Origin of the sequence: Dietzia sp. Die43, assembly GCF_024519835.1 — a bacterium.
Taxonomy (GTDB): Bacteria; Actinomycetota; Actinomycetes; order Mycobacteriales; family Mycobacteriaceae; genus Dietzia; species Dietzia kunjamensis.
Window position 1 is genome coordinate 85,395 of the sequence record NZ_JALJRF010000017.1, and the last position, 15,469, is coordinate 100,863.

Here is a 15,469-nt window from a genome sequence, read left to right on the forward strand (position 1 = left end):
TATGCGATCCATCTGGAAGGGCGAGGTCTCGTTCGGTCTGGTGAACGTGCCGGTCAAGGTGTACTCGGCCACCGAGGACCACGATCTGCACGCGCGGCAGGTGGACAAGAAGGACGGCGTCCGCATCCGCTACAAGAAGGTGCGCGACGACAACGGCGAGGAGGTCGAGTTCTCCGACATCGCCAAGGCGTACGAGTCCGAAGAGGGCGAGATGGTCATCCTCACCAAGGAGGACCTCGCCAGCCTGCCGGTGGAGCAGAACCACGAGATCGAGGTGACGGAGTTCGTCCCGGCCGACCAGGTGGATCCGGTGGCGTTCGACAACGCGTACTTCCTGGAGCCGGCGTCGCGCTCCAACCGGGCGTACGTGCTGATGCGGGAGGCCCTGCAGCAGACGGACCGCCTGGCGATCTGCACGTTCACGCTGCGTAACCGCACCCGCCTCTGCGCGCTCCGGGTGTATAAGGACGTGCTGATGCTGCAGACGCTGTTGTGGCCCGACGAGATCCGCCCGGCGATCCTCGAGGGCCTGGACAAGGAGGCCAAGGTCCGGCCGCAGGAGGTCAAGATGGCGGCGTCGCTGATCGAGACCATGGCGGCGGATTTCGAGCCGGAGAAGTACGAGGACGACTACCAGAATCAGCTCAAGGAGTTGATCGAGGCCAAGGCGGCCGGCGGTGAGGCGTTCACGGTGGAGGAGAGGGATACCTCGAGCGACGATGACGGCGACGACGAGGTCGCCGACCTGCTCGCGGCGCTGCGGGCGAGTGTGAAGGACCGGGGCGGTAAGGCCGACGACACCGACGACCAGGACGACGACGACGAGGACTCCGGCTCCGCCAAGAAGACCGCCAGCAAGAAGAGCGGAAGTAGCTCGGCACGGAAGACTCCGGCCAAGAAGACTGCCGCGAAGAAGGCGCCGGCCAAGAAGGCCGCGGCAAAGAAGTCGACTGCCACGAAGTCGACGTCCTCCAAGTCGGACTCCGGCAGCTCCGGCTCGGGCACGGCCAACAGGTCGACAGCCTCAAAGTCCCCAGCCAAGAAGGCCCCGGCGAAGAAGTCGACGGCCCGCAAGACCCCGGCCAAGAAGTCCGCCTGACGCCCTGACCGCGCCCGCCGAGTGGTCATTCCCGTTCACGTTTTCCCAGGAAGAGCGCCTCGGAGGCGCGCACCTGTGACCACTCGGCGAGTGTCGAACCGGTGCACCTCTTCGCCCGTGAGGGGCAAGCTGGATCCATGTCCTCCCGCATGAGCCCCGCCACCCTCGAATCCGCTGTCTCCGACCACCTTCCGTGGCTCCGCGACGTCTACCGCCACTTCCACCGTCACCCGGAGCTCAGCATGGCCGAGCACGCGACGGCGGACCGGATCGAGCAGGAACTCACCGCGCTGGGCCTGGAGTCCCAGCGCATCGGCGGGACGGGCGTCGTGGCGGTCATCAGCAACCCGGCCACCGCTGGGGCCGGGGCCAACGGCGAAGGACCCACCGTCCTGGCCCGCGCCGACACAGACGCCCTGCCCCTCCAGGAGGACACCGGCCTGGAGTACGCCTCCCAGACGCCGGGAGTCATGCACGCGTGCGGCCACGACGCCCACGCGGCGGCGCTGCTGGGCGCCACTCGAGTCCTGTCCGAGAACCGCGACGCGTGGTCGGGCACGTACATCGCGGTGTTCCAGCCGGGGGAGGAGACGGCCGCCGGCGCTCGGGCGATGGTCGACGACGGCCTGCTCGAGCGGGTCCCGCGGCCGGACGTGGCGCTGAGCCAGCACGTCATGCCCACGGCGGCGGGCACGATCGGCACGGTGGCGGGCCCGGTGCTCTCGGCCGGCGACTCGCTGCGGATCACGATCCGCGGCCGGGGCGCGCACGGGTCGATGCCGCACACGTCGGTCGACCCGGTGGTGCTCGCCTCGTCGATCGTCCTGCGGCTGCAGACAATCGTCTCGCGCGAGGTGGAGCCGGGCACGTTCGCGGTGCTCACGGTCGGCTCGATCACGGCGGGCGCCAAGGCCAACATCATCCCGGACTCCGCGGAGCTGCTGCTCAACATCCGCACGTACGACCCGGCGGTGCGGGACCGGGTGATGGCGTCGATCGAGCGGATCGTCCGCGCCGAGTGCACGGCCGCGGACGCCCCTCTCGCGCCCGTGTTCGAGTACTACGACCAGTACCCGCTCACCAGCAATGATCCGACCGTCACGGACACGGTCACCGAGGCGTTCGTCGAGCACTTCGGCCCGCGCGCGGTGTACGAGGCCAGCCGGGTCACGGCGTCGGAGGACTTCTCCCGCATCCCGGAGGCGTTCGGGGTGCCGTACACGTACTGGACCGTCGGCTCGGTCGATCCCGCCCGCTACCAGGATGCGCTGGCCCGCGGCGCGGTGGGACAGGAGATCCCGGCCAACCACTCGCCGCACTTCGCGCCCGAGGAGGAGCCGACGCTGCTCACCGCGACGCGTGCTCAGGTGGTGGCGGCGCTGGCCTACCTGGGCGCCGAGCGCCGGGGCGAGTAGGGAGCGACAAGCCGACGACCACGACGACAACAACGGCGCTTCCGGCCCCAACTCCGCAGACACCACAGAGGCGGAACTGGCCGAAGTGAGCTTATGGCTCACGCCGATGCGCGCACAGCGTAAACTTCCGTTCGTCCTCAGGGGAAGGTGAGCGGATGAGACTGGCCATTACTGCCGCAGTAGCCGCGCTTATCGCGCTCGGTGTCTCCGGCTGCGGATCCGACGGGGGTGAGCACCTCGAGACCGACTCGCCGGCGACCAGCACCAGCACGAGCGCTGCCGCCAGCACCACCACCACGACGGTGACCATCAGTTCGCCGAGCACATCCACTGTGGAAACCGAGAGTTCGGCGCCCTCCACCTCCGAGGCGCCAGCTGCAGCGCCCGCGCCGGCGGCAGCGCCGGTGCGCCCGCCCTTCATGCGCCCGGAAGACTTCGATCCCTACGGGACACCACGGTTCGTTCAATGCTGGGAACGCAACGCGGCCGTGATGTCGGATGGCTCCATCGTCACCGATACCGTGAACTGCGCGCCGCCGCTGTCCGCGCCGGACCCCGCCCCGTTCACCGACCCGCCGCGAGCCGACGGGTGCGTCGGCCCAGCGGCCACGTGCGGCTATTACGACGAGAACGGCAATCCGATCTGGTTCGACAAGGAGACTGGGGAGACCTCGCCGCGGTACCTGGACGAGAACGGCAACCCCACCATGGACCCGAACTAGGTCTATCGGTGTCCCGATAAGCCCGAATCATCGTCGGGTGTGAGTCCGCCCCTCACGCATGCGCGCTGATGAGCTCGCCCATCTCCTGCCCGGTGTGCCGGGCCCAGTGGCGGAACACGGCGGCGGTCATGGCCGCGGCGGCGTAGAGGGCGTCCGCCGGCCCGTGCTCGCGGATCACGGTGCGCAGACCGGCGGCGGCGTCGCAGTCGAGCAGGGTCGCCTCGCACAGGGCGGCCATGCCGTCGGGGACGTCGGGCAGTCGCGCACTGTCGCGCACGGCGTCGATCACCTCGGCCGGCAGCTGCGGCGCCACCGTCTGGGCGAGCTGGGCGAAGCGGGTCGCCACGGTCAGCGCGTCGGGGATCGGCGGGGGGGTGGCGTCGGCGGACTGCTCCAGCGCCTCGAGGAGGGCGCCGGCGGCGGAGATGTCGTGCCGGGCGTGGGCGTCCAGGATGGCGCGGACCTGCGCGACGGCGGCGGCGTGGCGCTGCTTGGCGCGGTCCATCCCGGCGTCGAGGTCGGTGACGGTCGCGGTCCACACGTCGACGCCCTCGCGGGCCAGTAGCGGGGCGAGGAGCTCGAACTGTGCGCGCTGTTCCGGGGATGCCATGCCCCCATTGTCCCCGGCCGCCCCGTCGGCGCGCGCCCGGCCGCCCGGCCGGGCAGCCCCGTCCCGCTAGACCGCCCCGTCCCGCCTCGCGCGGGCGAGGATCCTGGCGACACCGGCCAGGAAGTCCGTGCTGTGCCGCGCGGCCTGCTGCTCGATCAGCTCGAGGTCCAGCGCCTGCGCCACCGCGGCGGGATCGGCGCCGGCGTCCAGCTGCTCCAGGGCTACGGTCGCGGCGTACGCCTGCCCCTCGTGGAACGCCAGGTCCGGGAGCACGGCCTCGAGGGCGCGGGCCAGCTCGCCGGCGGGCCGATCCTCGAATGCCGTGCTCACGGAGATGCGGTAGTGCTCGAACCGGTCCCGGGCGGTCTCGAGCTCCAGACGAAGGTCGGCGGTCTCAGACATGGGTGTGAGACTACGACGACGACGAGGTCACCCCGCTCTCACGGCCCGCGGTCGCCGAGGGGGCGGAACCGGCAGGCGCCGCAGTCGCCGGGACCTAGGACCACTTCTCCACGAAGGCCAGGGTGGCGGCGTTGGCGGTCTGGGGGTCGGAGGCGGTGAGGAATTGCTGCCCGCCCTCGACGATCTGGAGTTCGGCGGAGGGGGAGCCGGTGAACCGGGCGATGCCGTCCTCGGCGTTGGCCACGGAGTAGACCGCGTCGGCGGTGCCCTGCAGCCAGAGGACAGGGCAGACCACGTCGCCGAGGCGGGCCTCCAGGCCGTCGCGGTCGCGCAGGTTGACCGACGCGGTGCGGAGGCGGCGAGCGCGTCGATCGCGGGGGTGCAGAAGCCGGAGCCGTCCCAGCAGCCGCGTTCCATGCTGGCCCGGCTCTCGTAGTCCATGGAGGTGCCCACCACGACGATGCCGCGGATGGCGTCGGGGTCGAGCAGCGCCTTGCGGGTGGCGATCCATCCGCCCTGGGACGTGCCCAGCGCGAACGCCATGTCGATGCCGAGGGCCTCCATCACCTGGAGGGCGGCGATCGTGCCGGCCTCGCAGCAGTCGGCGAAGCTCTTCAGCGGGGACTTCGAGATGATCATCGGCGGCATGAACCCGTCCGACGCCGATGCGTCGGCGAGCTTCCTGGCCAACCTGGTCCCCGGCGGGTCGACAAACATCAGTGGGGTTGACGATCCCGCGCTGGCGGAGGCGGCCCGGGCGCTCAAGGCGGTGGAGACGCCGGAGGAGCAGAAGGCCGCGTTCCACCGTCTCCAGGAGGAGTACAACCGGGTGATGCCGTTCGCCGTGTTCGCCAACGCCGAGGAGTACGTGGCGATCGATGAGTCGGTGAAGGGCGTCAAGCCCACCGTCGCCTCGACGATGCTCTTCGACGGCGCCTATCTCGAGAAGTAAGCCCCCCAAGGTTCTGAACTGCGACGATGCGCCGGCAGGTGCTTAGCTGCCCACACAAAGCTGACAGTTGTCTGGTGCATCGGCGGGGGTTATGGTCGACGGTAGTCGGCGGCGAAGCTTGATCCCCCCCTCGAGTTGTCGCCGGCTCCGCCACGATGTGCGGCCTCCGCTGACCGATCCCGGTCGCGATCCCGCATCGTGCGACTGAGTCGCCGGCGGCCGCGTGATCCCCCTCCGCGGCCCCGGTGGCTCGATCGGCGACGACGACGACAAATCCTCGCCCCGCCCTGAGCCCCGCGGTTGCCGACGCCGCGGATCAGTCGGGGTGGGCGCATCGCACGAGGAGCGCAGGACCGGGGTGGGCTGCTCAGCTCAGCAGGCGGGTTTGAGAAACGCCTTGAAGTAGCCACCCGTCTCGTGAAGCAGGGCGTAGCGCCGCGAGATCGAGGTGGGCCGAGGCGTGTCGGTCACGTAGACAGGGCCGTCGAAGCACTGCTCAAAGTACATCCGCACACGCGAGACGTGGCCCCAGTACGTCACCACTAGTAGGGACTCGTAGCCGCGTTCGCGGGCGATGCGGGTGGCGGCGGTGGTCTCGCCCTCGGTGGTGTCCACGTCGGGGGCAAAGCACTCGACGTCGATGCTGCGGCCGTCGCGTGCCAGCACGGGAGTCGAGGCGCAGTAAGACGCGATAACATCTGCGTACCGGCCGGTGGTGCTGGGAGGCTGGGAGACGAGGATGTGATCGGCCACGCCCTCTTCGGCAAGGCTGCGGGCGTAGACGTAGCGGTCGTCGTAGGCACCTGCCACCACCAGGATCGCACTTACCCGCTCCGGAGAGTCGACCTCCGGAAAGAGCACGGCTCGCGCTGTGGCCAGGCCAGTGACCAGCAGACCCACCACAAAGACGAGCGCCAGCACCACGATGCTGCGGCGGCGTCGAGAGCGTGGTCTCACGGATACAGGCTACGGCGGCATTCCGAACTGGGGGTACCGGCTTCCGGTCGTCTATGCGTGGCGGCGACAAAGGCGAGGAGTGCGAGGACGGCGAGATGGTCATCCTCGCCAATGCGGACCTGGCCAGCCTGCCGGTGGAACAGACGTACGAAAGCGAGGTGACTGAGTTCGCCCGGCTGGCCAGGCGCACTCGGTGACCGTTGTCGGCGTTTACTTCCTGGAGCCGCCGTCGCGTCTTAGCCGTGCGTACGTGCTTATGCGGGAGGCGCTGGAGTCCACGGACCGGCCGGCCATCTGCACGTTCACGTAGCGCGATCGCACCCCGGCTGTTCGCGCTACAGGGGTACCAGACCATGTTCATGCTGCAGACGTTGGTGTGGCCGGTAGAGATCCGCCCGGCGATCCTTGAGGTGCTGGAGTCCGAGGTCCGGCTGCAGCAGGTAAAGATGGCGGCCTCGCTCATCGAGAGCACGGCGGCGGACTTTGAGCCGGAGAAGCACGAGGACTACTACCAGAACCAGTGTAGGAGGTGCGAAGGACCGGGCTCTAACGCAAGCAACGACGACGATGAGACCGATAACGCTGACTAGGACATCAGCTCCGCGGAAAACAGCGGCTGACATGAACTACGCGACCTAGGGCGGAAGACTCGTGCCACGAGAGCAGCCGCAGGACTGACTCCTGCTGGAGACGAAGTCTCGGCTTGAAGGGTGCGGTAAGAGGTCGCCCGCCAAGAATTGCGCCTAGGAAACGGTTACTTCGCCGACCCCGTTCGATTCTTGAGGCTCCATAGAATTGGGCGCGTACCGCCCCCCATGTCGCGGTTTCGAGGGACGCCGTCTGCGGGTTCAGCAAACGGTTGCTGACCTCCCCCCGCTGACTTAAATCGTGCATCACCGGCGCTGATCTGCAAAAATGCTTGCCTATCGGCGATGCGAAGCGAGAGCAAGGATAAGCCCGCACTCACTTTCGGTACTGCGATAGCTGAGGACGACCTCGGCAAAGTACAGTGTCAGATTGACTCGTTTCGCCGTGAGCAACTCGAGTCGTAGTCGATGAAGCAGCGAGGAAAGGACCCCTAGAGTGGATCTGCGGGACTTGTTATCCGTATTGAGAGCCCGTTGGATCGCTATCGTTGCCGCGACGCTAGTCGGCGGTGTGCTTGCACTCGGGATGAGCCTACTTACAACACCCCAGTACCGAGCTCAGCTTCAATTTTACGTGACCGTGGCTGGAGGGGAAAATGCTGCGGCAGCGGCGTACCAGGGTTCACTCGGCGCCCAACAGCGAGTCCAGTCGTACGCGGCCTTGATTGGGAGTACAGATATTGCACGGGAGGTCATTGCTGATTCTGGAACAGACCTTAGTGCAGACGAGGTAGTCGAGTCGGCTGAGGCATCCGTTGGTGCAGAGACGGTACTTCTAAGTATTTCGGTAACAGACACTGATCCGCAACGTGCTCTTGAAGTGGCGAAAAGTTTTGGTGAGGTCCTGCCCGAAGTTGTCAGTCGTCTTGAGACCCCGGAAGGCGGAGGCCCTGCGCTAGCAAAGCTAACCGTGGTTGATCCTCCGTCCTTACCTACGGCACCGGTGGCCCCCAAGACGGCATTGAACGTGATGATTGGCCTTGTACTGGGCATGTTCATCGGGATCAGTAGTGCAGTGTTTATTAACGCACTTGACCGGCGAGTTAAGTCCGTACAACAGCTCGAGCTCGTGGCGGGAAAGCCAGTAGTGGGATCCATTCCGTTCCGCAAGAAGGAGGATAAAGAGAAGGGCGCAGAGCACATTGTGCCATTCCGTGAAGGCCACTCACCGGCGGCAGAATCTTTCCGGCGTCTTCGTACGAACCTTGAGTTCCTGAACGTCGATAATCCACCACGGGTTTTCGTGGTCACTTCTTCGGTGGCAACTGAGGGAAAATCCGAGACCGCAATTAACCTCTCTCTCGCTCTTGCAGAGGCGGGCAATAAGGTCCTCTTGATCGAGGCGGACCTGCGACGGCCACTGGTAGTTAGTTACCTGTCTATGCCGGACAAGGTCGGTCTTACGAACGTGCTCTCCGGTCAAGCCGACTTCGCGGACGTGGTCCAGGAGACTCGACACAAAGGTGTGGATCTCCTGGCGTGCGGCCCACTACCTCCGAACCCCTCGGAATTGCTGGCGTCAGAGACGGCGCGACAGCTTCTAGCGGATCTCCGCGCGGCATACGATTTCGTAATTATCGACTCCCCCCCTCTACTACCTGTAACGGATGGGGCAGTGCTCGCAAGAATTACAGATGGCGCTCTACTGGTGGTGCGCACTCACCGAACCACCAGCGATCAGGTGGCTCAAGCTGTTGACAACTTGGAGAAGGCTGACGCTACTCTCCTCGGATTAATAACGGTGGCGAATAGACCCGTTACAAGACGGCCCGGCGGCCGCTACGATTCGTATTATTACTCGTCCGAATCGACCTAAGCGTCAGTGTCGGTAGCTTGTTCGCGTAAGTACGGAGAACTTGTTTACATACGGAGAAGTCAAAATGACCGAGACAGCTGAGACCGAACTCCCGAGTGCCCGGATTCGCCGGCCCTACAAACTCGGAACATCCCCGTGGATTCTTGTCGATGCCGTCCTTTGGTCGATAATGTTCTTCCTAGCACTTTGGATGCGTTACGACTTTTCAGTAGATGAGCTGAACCAGTCGTTGGTGATACCGAGACTATATTTCGTCCTTGCTGCCCTAATTGCCTTGACGTGCGCCATAGGGTGGTTGACTGGTTTGTACCGTGGGCGATACGTTCCTGGAAGCGTTCTTGAATCCGCCGTGCTGACAATAGTCTTTTCCATGTCCAGCGGAATAGTCTTTCTCGCAATGATAGCCGGCGGTCGATATGAAGGTATCCCGCGCTCTAACCCGCTAGTTGCGGGAGCTTTCACAATCCTCTCGGCGCTGGTGCTCAGGTCCCTGGTGAGACGAAAGAAACTATTCGGTGCAGGGGTAGCAGAGAACGCAGAGCGCGCCTTGGTGTTTGGTGCAGGCGATGGCGGCCTGCAACTGGTCAGACAACTCCGCCGGTCCGTGGCCTCCCAGTTCAACCCGGTGGGGATTCTGGATGACGACGCGGGAAAGCACCACATGGTAATCGAAGGTATCCGTGTGTACGGCGGTCGCGAGAAACTAGAGGAACTAGCGACGCGGACGGGAGCGTCCACGCTCTTGCTCGCAGTACCAAGCTTGCCAAGCGACGACTTGATCGCTATCCGTGACCGTGCGGAAGAAGCGGGACTACGCGTATTGGTGCTTCCGCCGCTCGATTCGATGATGCGGGGCCGGGTTGCGGTCGACGAGTTGCGTGAAATCAACGTGAACGACCTCTTGGGGCGAAAGCCGGCACATTTGAACCAAACTCAAATTGCCGAGTACCTCCGCGGAAAGAGGATCTTGGTGACTGGTGCTGGAGGGTCCATCGGATCCGAACTGTGCCGTCAAATAAGCCGTTTCCGACCGGCTGAAATTATAATGCTTGACCGGGATGAGTCAGGATTACATTCGGTTCAGCTTTCGATGATGGACCAGGCGATGCTGGACGGCGATGACACAATCCTGGCGTCCATTCGAGACCGAGAATCGATTTTCGAAATATTCGATAAGCGGAAACCGCAGATAGTGTTTCACGCTGCAGCACTGAAACACATGCCCCTTTTGGAGCGATACCCGTTGGAGGCACTCAAGACCAACGTTATCGGCACTCTAAACCTATTAGATGCTTCAGCAATGAGCGGCGTAGAGACATTCGTAAATATCTCGACAGATAAGGCGGCTAATCCCAGCTCGGCGCTTGGTACAAGCAAACGGGTTGCAGAAAGATTAACCGCTGCGGCGGGCGATTCTGAAAATGCGCTTTCGAAATATGTGTCAGTCCGATTCGGTAACGTGCTTGGTTCCCGTGGATCGGTTCTCACCGTTTTCGAGAAGCAGATCAAGGATGGCGGCCCCCTTACAGTGACCGACCCAGAGGTCGACCGGTTTTTCATGACTATTCCCGAGGCCTGCCAGCTAGTTCTTCAAGCGGCAGCCGTAGGTTCAAGCGGGGACACCCTTGTTTTGGACATGGGCGAGCCTGTGAAGATCGCAAATGTTGCTAAGACTCTAATCGAACAGTCGGGGAAGCCGTTGGAGATTGTGTATACGGGCTTACGGGAGAACGAAAAGTTATCTGAGGAACTTTTCGACGACACGGAAGCGCCGGTAGCCAGCGTTGGACATAGTTCCCTATCTGAGGTGCGAGTTCCGCCTATCTCTGTGGATAGGGTCGAGGTGGAAGCGATCGCAGATCACCGTGAAGCGAAAGACTGGCTTACTAAGAACGCATACTAGCCAAGGGAATTGGGCCCACGGACTCCGAGAGGTTGTCGATGAGAATGTGCACCGGTTACCGGCGCCTAGGTGGTCCCTATGCCGAGCCATCCCTGGTTCGGTTCGCGCGGCAACTGTGGCCTAGTGGCGGCAAGAAGCGTGACCAATTTGTTCGTAGCTTATTAGATTCGCGCATTACCCTCGCGTTCGCTCTCGAAGTAATGTCTTGCTTTACCGCGTCCGCTAGCAGAGAACGTCCGTTAGAGAGCGGCACCAGCAATGGATCTGGTGGTCAGTCCCACGGTGCCCTGGATGGGGGCTTCCCAGCACGTGGGCTCAGATCTGGACCTCAAGGGCTCCCACCTGCGGCGAGAGTTGTTTCGCTGAACGGGTTCGTATGGTCTAACAGCGATCGGCCACACACCCACCGGCGTGCGGGAGCGGGGGTGATGCAGTCGTGCATCGGTTAAGGGGCGACGGCCCGGCAATCGCTATCGCTAATGTTCTCATTATCGCCCTGGGCATCGCGACGTCAATTATTGCTTCCCGCGCTCTGGGCGTACATGAGCGGGGACTTTTTGTTTCGTGGCAAGTATGGGCTACCACGATTGGTGTCCTATCGTCGTGTGCTCTCCCACAGTACATCGTGACGGGAAAATCCTTGACTTGGCGCCAAGTGTGGAGATCTAGCTTAACTGCGTGTTTCGTTGGGGTGCTGATTACTGGGTCGTTGCTAGTAGCTAACAACGCTTCTGGTTGGGCTATCGTTGGCGCGGCGGGTATTACCGTGGCAAATAACATGACCGCGGTGCGCGCTGCGTGGATGCAGCGAATTGGCAGGCTAGCTTTTAATTTCAATGCCTTGCGTTTGGTCCCTCAGGTTGCAGCGGTGACCATTATGTTGATTCTTCTGGTCTCCCCGGTACGAGACGCATCTACTTGGATCCTGTGTATTGGGATAGCCCAGATGGTCGCGGCCGCAGTCTCGGGCGCGCTTCTCGGAACGAGGCCTTATTTATCCCTGCCGTCTGCGCGACTGTTACTCCGATCTGTACGGTTAATACCGATTAATTGGCTTTCGCTCCTGCAGTACCGAATCGATATGCTTGCAGTCACCTTTTTCTTTCCGCCGTCGCAGATCGCTTTCTATAGTGTCGCGGCGGCAATTCAGAGCGCGGTAGTGGCGGTTGCGCGGAGCGTGGGAATGAGATGGTTTTCTCAGCATAAGGACGCTTCTGTAGCAGTCGCAGTCCGGCAAACGACTTTGCTGTCAGTTGGCGGGTCTGTGATGGCAATGGTCTTGAGTTGGCCGGCGATTTCCATTGCGTATGGCCGTGATTTTCTTCCAGCTTTTCCCGTCGCATTGATTTTGTGCACTTTTGCGGTACCTATGAGTATCGATTTTCTAGTATCGCACGTCGCAATGGCTAGGGAGATTCATTCGCGTATTGTCCCAGTGAAAATTGTCGTGGTGGCGGTCGGATTTGTAGTTGTTGGGGTCGTTGCGGCTTTCGGTGGAACTATTGTTGGCGCGGCGATTGCGGTGGGCACAATAATCTCACTCGGCACCGCGGTTCAGGTACGTATGATTATGAGGGGGAAATCGCATGAAGTGTGACGCAGTTTTAGTGCATTATGGTCCGACTGGGCCAACCGTAAAGGTTGCATTGGAGGCGGCTGAATGGGCGGCCGAAGTTTTCGTGGTAGCTAATGATCTGTCGGACCGGCCCGCAGATCTCCCGGCGCTTGTGAATTGGATTATTCCCGAGCGGAATTTGGGGTTTGGCGGAGCCTTTAACTTAGGCGCCTCGCACGGGAAATCAGAGCTAGTCGCCGTGTTAAACAATGATATCGAATTGGCGATGGAGGCTATCGAATCTTGTATTAGGGAATTTGAGAAAGACACGGCAGTGGCAGTCGCAGGGCCCGTCCTTTACTACCCCAATGGCGCAGTTCAGTCATCAGCGGGAGTATTCTCCTGGTTGACTGGTTGGCCGGTAGCTCGGCGACCGGCACCGACTCGCGCTATCGATTGTGATTGGTTAACTGGCGCCGTGATGGTGGTGAGACGGTCCTATTGGGCTGTGTGCCCAATGGATGAAACATACTTCCTGGGTTGTGAGGACGCCGATTACTGCGTACGTGCTCGGCGGTTGGGATGCCGAGTGGTAGCAGTTCCAGTGACTGGGGCTATTCACTACACCGCCACAGTTATTAGTGGTCCAAGGTGGCACTATTACTACGCGCGTAATCACCTGTGGTTTTCACGGGCCAATTCGCCAGTACTAAAACACTTCTTCCTGGTAGTCTTGTTGCTATTACGAACCTGCCGCGTGTCCGTTGCTGATCTGTTGAGGCGTCGCGGATTCTTGCGGAGCAAGTCGATGTTGATTGGAGTTTGGGATGGTTTTCGGCCCAAACCGGAGTACGGCAACGGTCCTCTGGCTGATGAGCCTGTTCCTGCAAGTTGGATGGAGTGGTAGGCGAATATCGTCTTAATTGGGGTATTCCGGAGTGTGAAGCTGGACTCTGCCGAGACTTGCAAAGCGTAGTCCACCGAAAAATCCGCGCTAACAATGGTGTGCTTTCCGGTACCATTCAGCCCGAGATCCGCCCCCAAGGTTCTCGCCGCCTCCTCTTCGACTTGAGAAGGAGGGTTGTATGCCGCGGAGAATCGATTCCGCGGTCAAGATCCGGTCGATGTGGATGGTGGCTGAGTACCGCGGTGAGTCCCCGTCGCTGACGGGCTGCTGCGAGCAGGTGGTCCGCCGGTTGCGGATGGGTAAGAAGACATTCTGGGGGTGGACCTTGCAGGTCGAAAGCGCTTCAGTGCCCAGCCTGGCGTCAACAGTGAGGAGAGCGCCAAGATCAGGTGCCTCATCGATGAGAACCGGCGGCTGACCGAGAACTTGGAGATCATTCGGCGAGCCTCAAGTTTGTTCGAATCGCCATCAAGAAGAGGGTAGCAGAGTGGAATTGGCTCGTTTCTCCGCTGCCGTAGGTGGCTCGTCTTCGATGTGCCTGTCTACCGGGCATGCATTGGTGTTTGAGGCCGTGGCCTCATAGTGAACCTCCCTGGATCTGTCGGAGGGTTCCGATCTGACAAGGAAGACTGGAACCCATGGCAGCACCACGAAAGTTCGACGCTGAGACCCGGGAGCGGGCGGTCCGGATGTATCACGAGCACCTGGCGGATGCGCAGTGCTCCAAGGTCGCCGCTCGCACCCACGTCGGGTCACTGCTGGGAGTGAACCCGGCGACTCTGCGGAACTGGATCGAAGCCGAATCGAGCCCCTCGTCACCTGAATCGACCGCCGAATCCGCGGAGGTCAGGCGCCTCAAGCGGGAGAACGCCGAGCTGCGCCGGGCGAATGAGATCCTCAAGACCGCCTCGGCGTTTTTCGCAGCGGCGGAGCCAGGTCGCCGACTTACCTGATCGTCGATTACATCGACGTCCACAAGGTGCGAGGTCAAGCCCCTGGTAGTGGTGTAACTCGTTTTTGATCCTTCGTTGGTGGTCAGGCGGGTAGTTGCATCAGTTCATCGGTGCTCACCTCCGTCGCCTGGCTGGTGTCGGTGTTGGTGGTCAGGGTGAGCCGGCAGCGGCTGAGCACTTCTAGGCCGAGGTATCGGCGGCCTTCGGCCCATTCGTCGGTCTGCTCGGCCAGGACGGCGCCGATGAGGCGGACGATGGCGTCGCGGTTGGGGAAGATGCCCACGACGTCGGTGCGGCGGCGGATCTCGCGGTTGAGTCGCTCGGTGGGGTTGTTGGACCAGATCTGTCGCCACACGTCGTCGGGAAATGCGGTGAAGGCGAGCAGGTCTTCGCGGGCGTCGCCGAGGTGGTCGGCGACCTCGGGCAGCCGGTGCTCGGCGTACTCCAGCAGCCGGTCGAATTGCGCGTTGACCGCCTCCGCGGTGGGCTGGTCGTAGACGCTGTGCAGCATCGCCTTCACGGCCGGCCACATGGACTTGGGGCAGACGGCCATGAGGTTCGCCGAGTAGTGGGTGCGGCAGCGTTGCCACGCGGCGCCGGGCAGGTTCGCCGCGATCGCCTCGATGAGCCCGGCGTGGGCATCGGAGGTCACCAGCCGCACCCCGCCCAGGCCGCGGGCAACCAGGTCGGCGAAGAAGGTGTTCCACGAGGCCGTGGTCTCACTGGTGGCGACCTGTATGCCCAGCACCTCGCGGTGGCCGTCGCCGTTGACGCCGGTGGCCAGCAGCACGGAAGCCTTGACGACCTGCTTGTTCTCGCGGACCTTGATCGTCAACGCATCGGCGGTGACGAAGGTGAACGGCCCGGCCTCGTCCAGGCGGCGGTGCCGGAACGCGGCGACCTGCTCGTCCAGGTCCTGGGCCATGCGTGAGACCTGCGACTTGGACAGCGAGTCGATACCCAGGGTCTTGACCAGCTTGTCCATCCGGCGGGTAGACACCCCGGCCAGATAGCAGTCGGCTACGACGGTGATCAGCGCGGACTCGGCTCGCTTGCGGCGCTCGAGCAGCCACTCGGGGAAGTAGCTGCCCGAGCGCAGCTTCGGGACGGCGACGTCGACGGTGCCGACCCGGGTATCCAGGGGCCGGTGGCGGTAGCCGTTGCGGTGGTTGGTGCGCTGTTCCGAGCGGGCGTTCCACTCGGCGCCGCACACGGCGTCGGCATCGGCGGAGAGCAATGCGTTGATCATGGTCTGCAGTAGCTCGCGCATCAGATCCGGCGACGCGTCGGCGAGGGCTTGGCCAAGCAGGCCTGCAGGGTCGACAATATGAGGTGCGGTCATCGTGATGACTCCGTTCGAGGATTCGGTAGAAGGTTGACTCGAAGGATCACACGGTGGCCGCTCTACACCCGTGCACAACACGGAATCGCAGACGATCTCGGCCACCGAGTTACACCACTCTATGGGGCACTACTAGGTGCGATTCGGGGTCGAGCAGATCTGCCGCGTGCTCACCGAGCACGGCATCAC

14 protein-coding genes and 1 pseudogene are annotated in these 15,469 nt (G+C 62.9%); 10 read left to right on the forward strand and 5 right to left on the reverse strand.

What is annotated here, in order from left to right; all coding sequences use genetic code 11:
• Position 1 precedes the first annotated feature (1 nt).
• The 3 genes from NR111_RS14685 to NR111_RS14695 all read left to right on the forward strand — a co-directional run bounded on the left by NR111_RS14685 (position 2) and on the right by NR111_RS14695 (position 3,236).
• The gene (locus tag NR111_RS14685) at positions 2–1,099 is read left to right on the forward strand and encodes a Ku protein (RefSeq protein WP_256821246.1); all 1,098 of its coding nucleotides are present in this window, start codon (positions 2–4) and stop codon (positions 1,097–1,099) included.
• A gap of 137 nt (positions 1,100–1,236) precedes the next feature.
• Positions 1,237–2,514, forward strand: a complete 1,278-nt coding sequence (locus NR111_RS14690) for a M20 family metallopeptidase (protein WP_256821247.1) — start codon at positions 1,237–1,239, stop codon at positions 2,512–2,514.
• A 155-nt stretch (positions 2,515–2,669) separates the two neighbouring features.
• Positions 2,670–3,236, forward strand: a complete 567-nt coding sequence (locus NR111_RS14695) for a hypothetical protein (protein ID WP_256821248.1) — start codon at positions 2,670–2,672, stop codon at positions 3,234–3,236.
• Between the two features lie 52 nt (positions 3,237–3,288).
• Here the strand turns inward: NR111_RS14695 and NR111_RS14700 are convergent, their stop codons facing one another.
• From NR111_RS14700 to NR111_RS14710, 3 genes are all read right to left on the reverse strand, one after another.
• A complete protein-coding gene (locus tag NR111_RS14700) occupies positions 3,289–3,846 on the reverse strand; it encodes a hypothetical protein (protein ID WP_256821249.1) in 558 nt (185 codons plus the stop codon).
• Positions 3,847–3,912: 66 nt separating this feature from the next.
• Positions 3,913–4,248, reverse strand: a complete 336-nt coding sequence (locus tag NR111_RS14705; RefSeq protein WP_256821250.1) for a hypothetical protein — start codon at positions 4,246–4,248, stop codon at positions 3,913–3,915.
• A gap of 94 nt (positions 4,249–4,342) precedes the next feature.
• Positions 4,343–4,543, reverse strand: a complete 201-nt coding sequence (locus NR111_RS14710; protein ID WP_256821251.1) for an alpha/beta fold hydrolase — start codon at positions 4,541–4,543, stop codon at positions 4,343–4,345.
• Positions 4,544–4,693: 150 nt separating this feature from the next.
• Between NR111_RS14710 and NR111_RS14715 the strand changes: the two genes are divergently transcribed.
• Positions 4,694–5,200 carry a hypothetical protein gene (locus NR111_RS14715; protein ID WP_256821252.1) on the forward strand — a complete coding sequence of 169 codons (507 nt, stop codon included), beginning with the start codon at positions 4,694–4,696 and terminating at the stop codon, positions 5,198–5,200.
• A 372-nt stretch (positions 5,201–5,572) separates the two neighbouring features.
• On the opposite strand, the gene NR111_RS14720 is transcribed toward NR111_RS14715, so the two are convergent.
• Positions 5,573–6,157: an ElyC/SanA/YdcF family protein gene (locus NR111_RS14720; protein ID WP_256821253.1), complete on the reverse strand. Its 585-nt coding sequence runs from the start codon at positions 6,155–6,157 to the stop codon at positions 5,573–5,575.
• Positions 6,158–6,516: 359 nt separating this feature from the next.
• On the opposite strand from NR111_RS14720, the gene NR111_RS14725 reads away from it, so the two are divergent.
• From NR111_RS14725 to NR111_RS14745, 6 genes and pseudogenes are all read left to right on the forward strand, one after another.
• A complete protein-coding gene (locus NR111_RS14725; protein WP_256821254.1) occupies positions 6,517–6,747 on the forward strand; it encodes a hypothetical protein in 231 nt (76 codons plus the stop codon).
• Between the two features lie 493 nt (positions 6,748–7,240).
• Complete coding sequence (locus tag NR111_RS14730; protein WP_256821255.1) at positions 7,241–8,620, forward strand: polysaccharide biosynthesis tyrosine autokinase; 1,380 nt, start codon at positions 7,241–7,243, stop codon at positions 8,618–8,620.
• A 64-nt stretch (positions 8,621–8,684) separates the two neighbouring features.
• Positions 8,685–10,523: a nucleoside-diphosphate sugar epimerase/dehydratase gene (locus tag NR111_RS14735; RefSeq protein ID WP_256821256.1), complete on the forward strand. Its 1,839-nt coding sequence runs from the start codon at positions 8,685–8,687 to the stop codon at positions 10,521–10,523.
• Between the two features lie 1,081 nt (positions 10,524–11,604).
• Positions 11,605–12,120: a hypothetical protein gene (locus tag NR111_RS14740; protein ID WP_256821257.1), complete on the forward strand. Its 516-nt coding sequence runs from the start codon at positions 11,605–11,607 to the stop codon at positions 12,118–12,120.
• Positions 12,110–12,985: a glycosyltransferase gene (locus NR111_RS18835; RefSeq protein WP_374210739.1), complete on the forward strand. Its 876-nt coding sequence runs from the start codon at positions 12,110–12,112 to the stop codon at positions 12,983–12,985. Before NR111_RS14740 ends, NR111_RS18835 begins: the two co-directional genes overlap by 11 nt.
• A 638-nt stretch (positions 12,986–13,623) precedes the next feature.
• Positions 13,624–13,970, forward strand: a pseudogene (locus tag NR111_RS14745) (transposase); the annotation flags it as partial.
• A 50-nt stretch (positions 13,971–14,020) separates the two neighbouring features.
• Here NR111_RS14745 and NR111_RS14750 read toward each other — a convergent pair.
• Positions 14,021–15,280 (reverse strand): IS256 family transposase, encoded by a 1,260-nt coding sequence (locus NR111_RS14750; RefSeq protein ID WP_068162682.1) that lies wholly within the window; start codon positions 15,278–15,280, stop codon positions 14,021–14,023.
• Positions 15,281–15,469: the final 189 nt, after the last annotated feature.

Coding starts and splice junctions, on each gene's coding strand:
- NR111_RS14700 (WP_256821249.1), bottom strand. CDS start 3,846: ATGGCATCCCCGGAACAGCGCGCACAGTTCGAGCTCCTCGCCCCGCTA.
- NR111_RS14705 (WP_256821250.1), bottom strand. CDS start 4,248: ATGTCTGAGACCGCCGACCTTCGTCTGGAGCTCGAGACCGCCCGGGAC.
- NR111_RS14750 (WP_068162682.1), bottom strand. CDS start 15,280: ATGACCGCACCTCATATTGTCGACCCTGCAGGCCTGCTTGGCCAAGCC.
- NR111_RS14725 (WP_256821254.1), top strand. CDS start 6,517: ATGCTGCAGACGTTGGTGTGGCCGGTAGAGATCCGCCCGGCGATCCTT.
- NR111_RS18835 (WP_374210739.1), top strand. CDS start 12,110: ATGAAGTGTGACGCAGTTTTAGTGCATTATGGTCCGACTGGGCCAACC.
- NR111_RS14690 (WP_256821247.1), top strand. CDS start 1,237: ATGTCCTCCCGCATGAGCCCCGCCACCCTCGAATCCGCTGTCTCCGAC.
- NR111_RS14740 (WP_256821257.1), top strand. CDS start 11,605: ATGCTTGCAGTCACCTTTTTCTTTCCGCCGTCGCAGATCGCTTTCTAT.
- NR111_RS14685 (WP_256821246.1), top strand. CDS start 2: ATGCGATCCATCTGGAAGGGCGAGGTCTCGTTCGGTCTGGTGAACGTG.
- NR111_RS14695 (WP_256821248.1), top strand. CDS start 2,670: ATGAGACTGGCCATTACTGCCGCAGTAGCCGCGCTTATCGCGCTCGGT.
- NR111_RS14735 (WP_256821256.1), top strand. CDS start 8,685: ATGACCGAGACAGCTGAGACCGAACTCCCGAGTGCCCGGATTCGCCGG.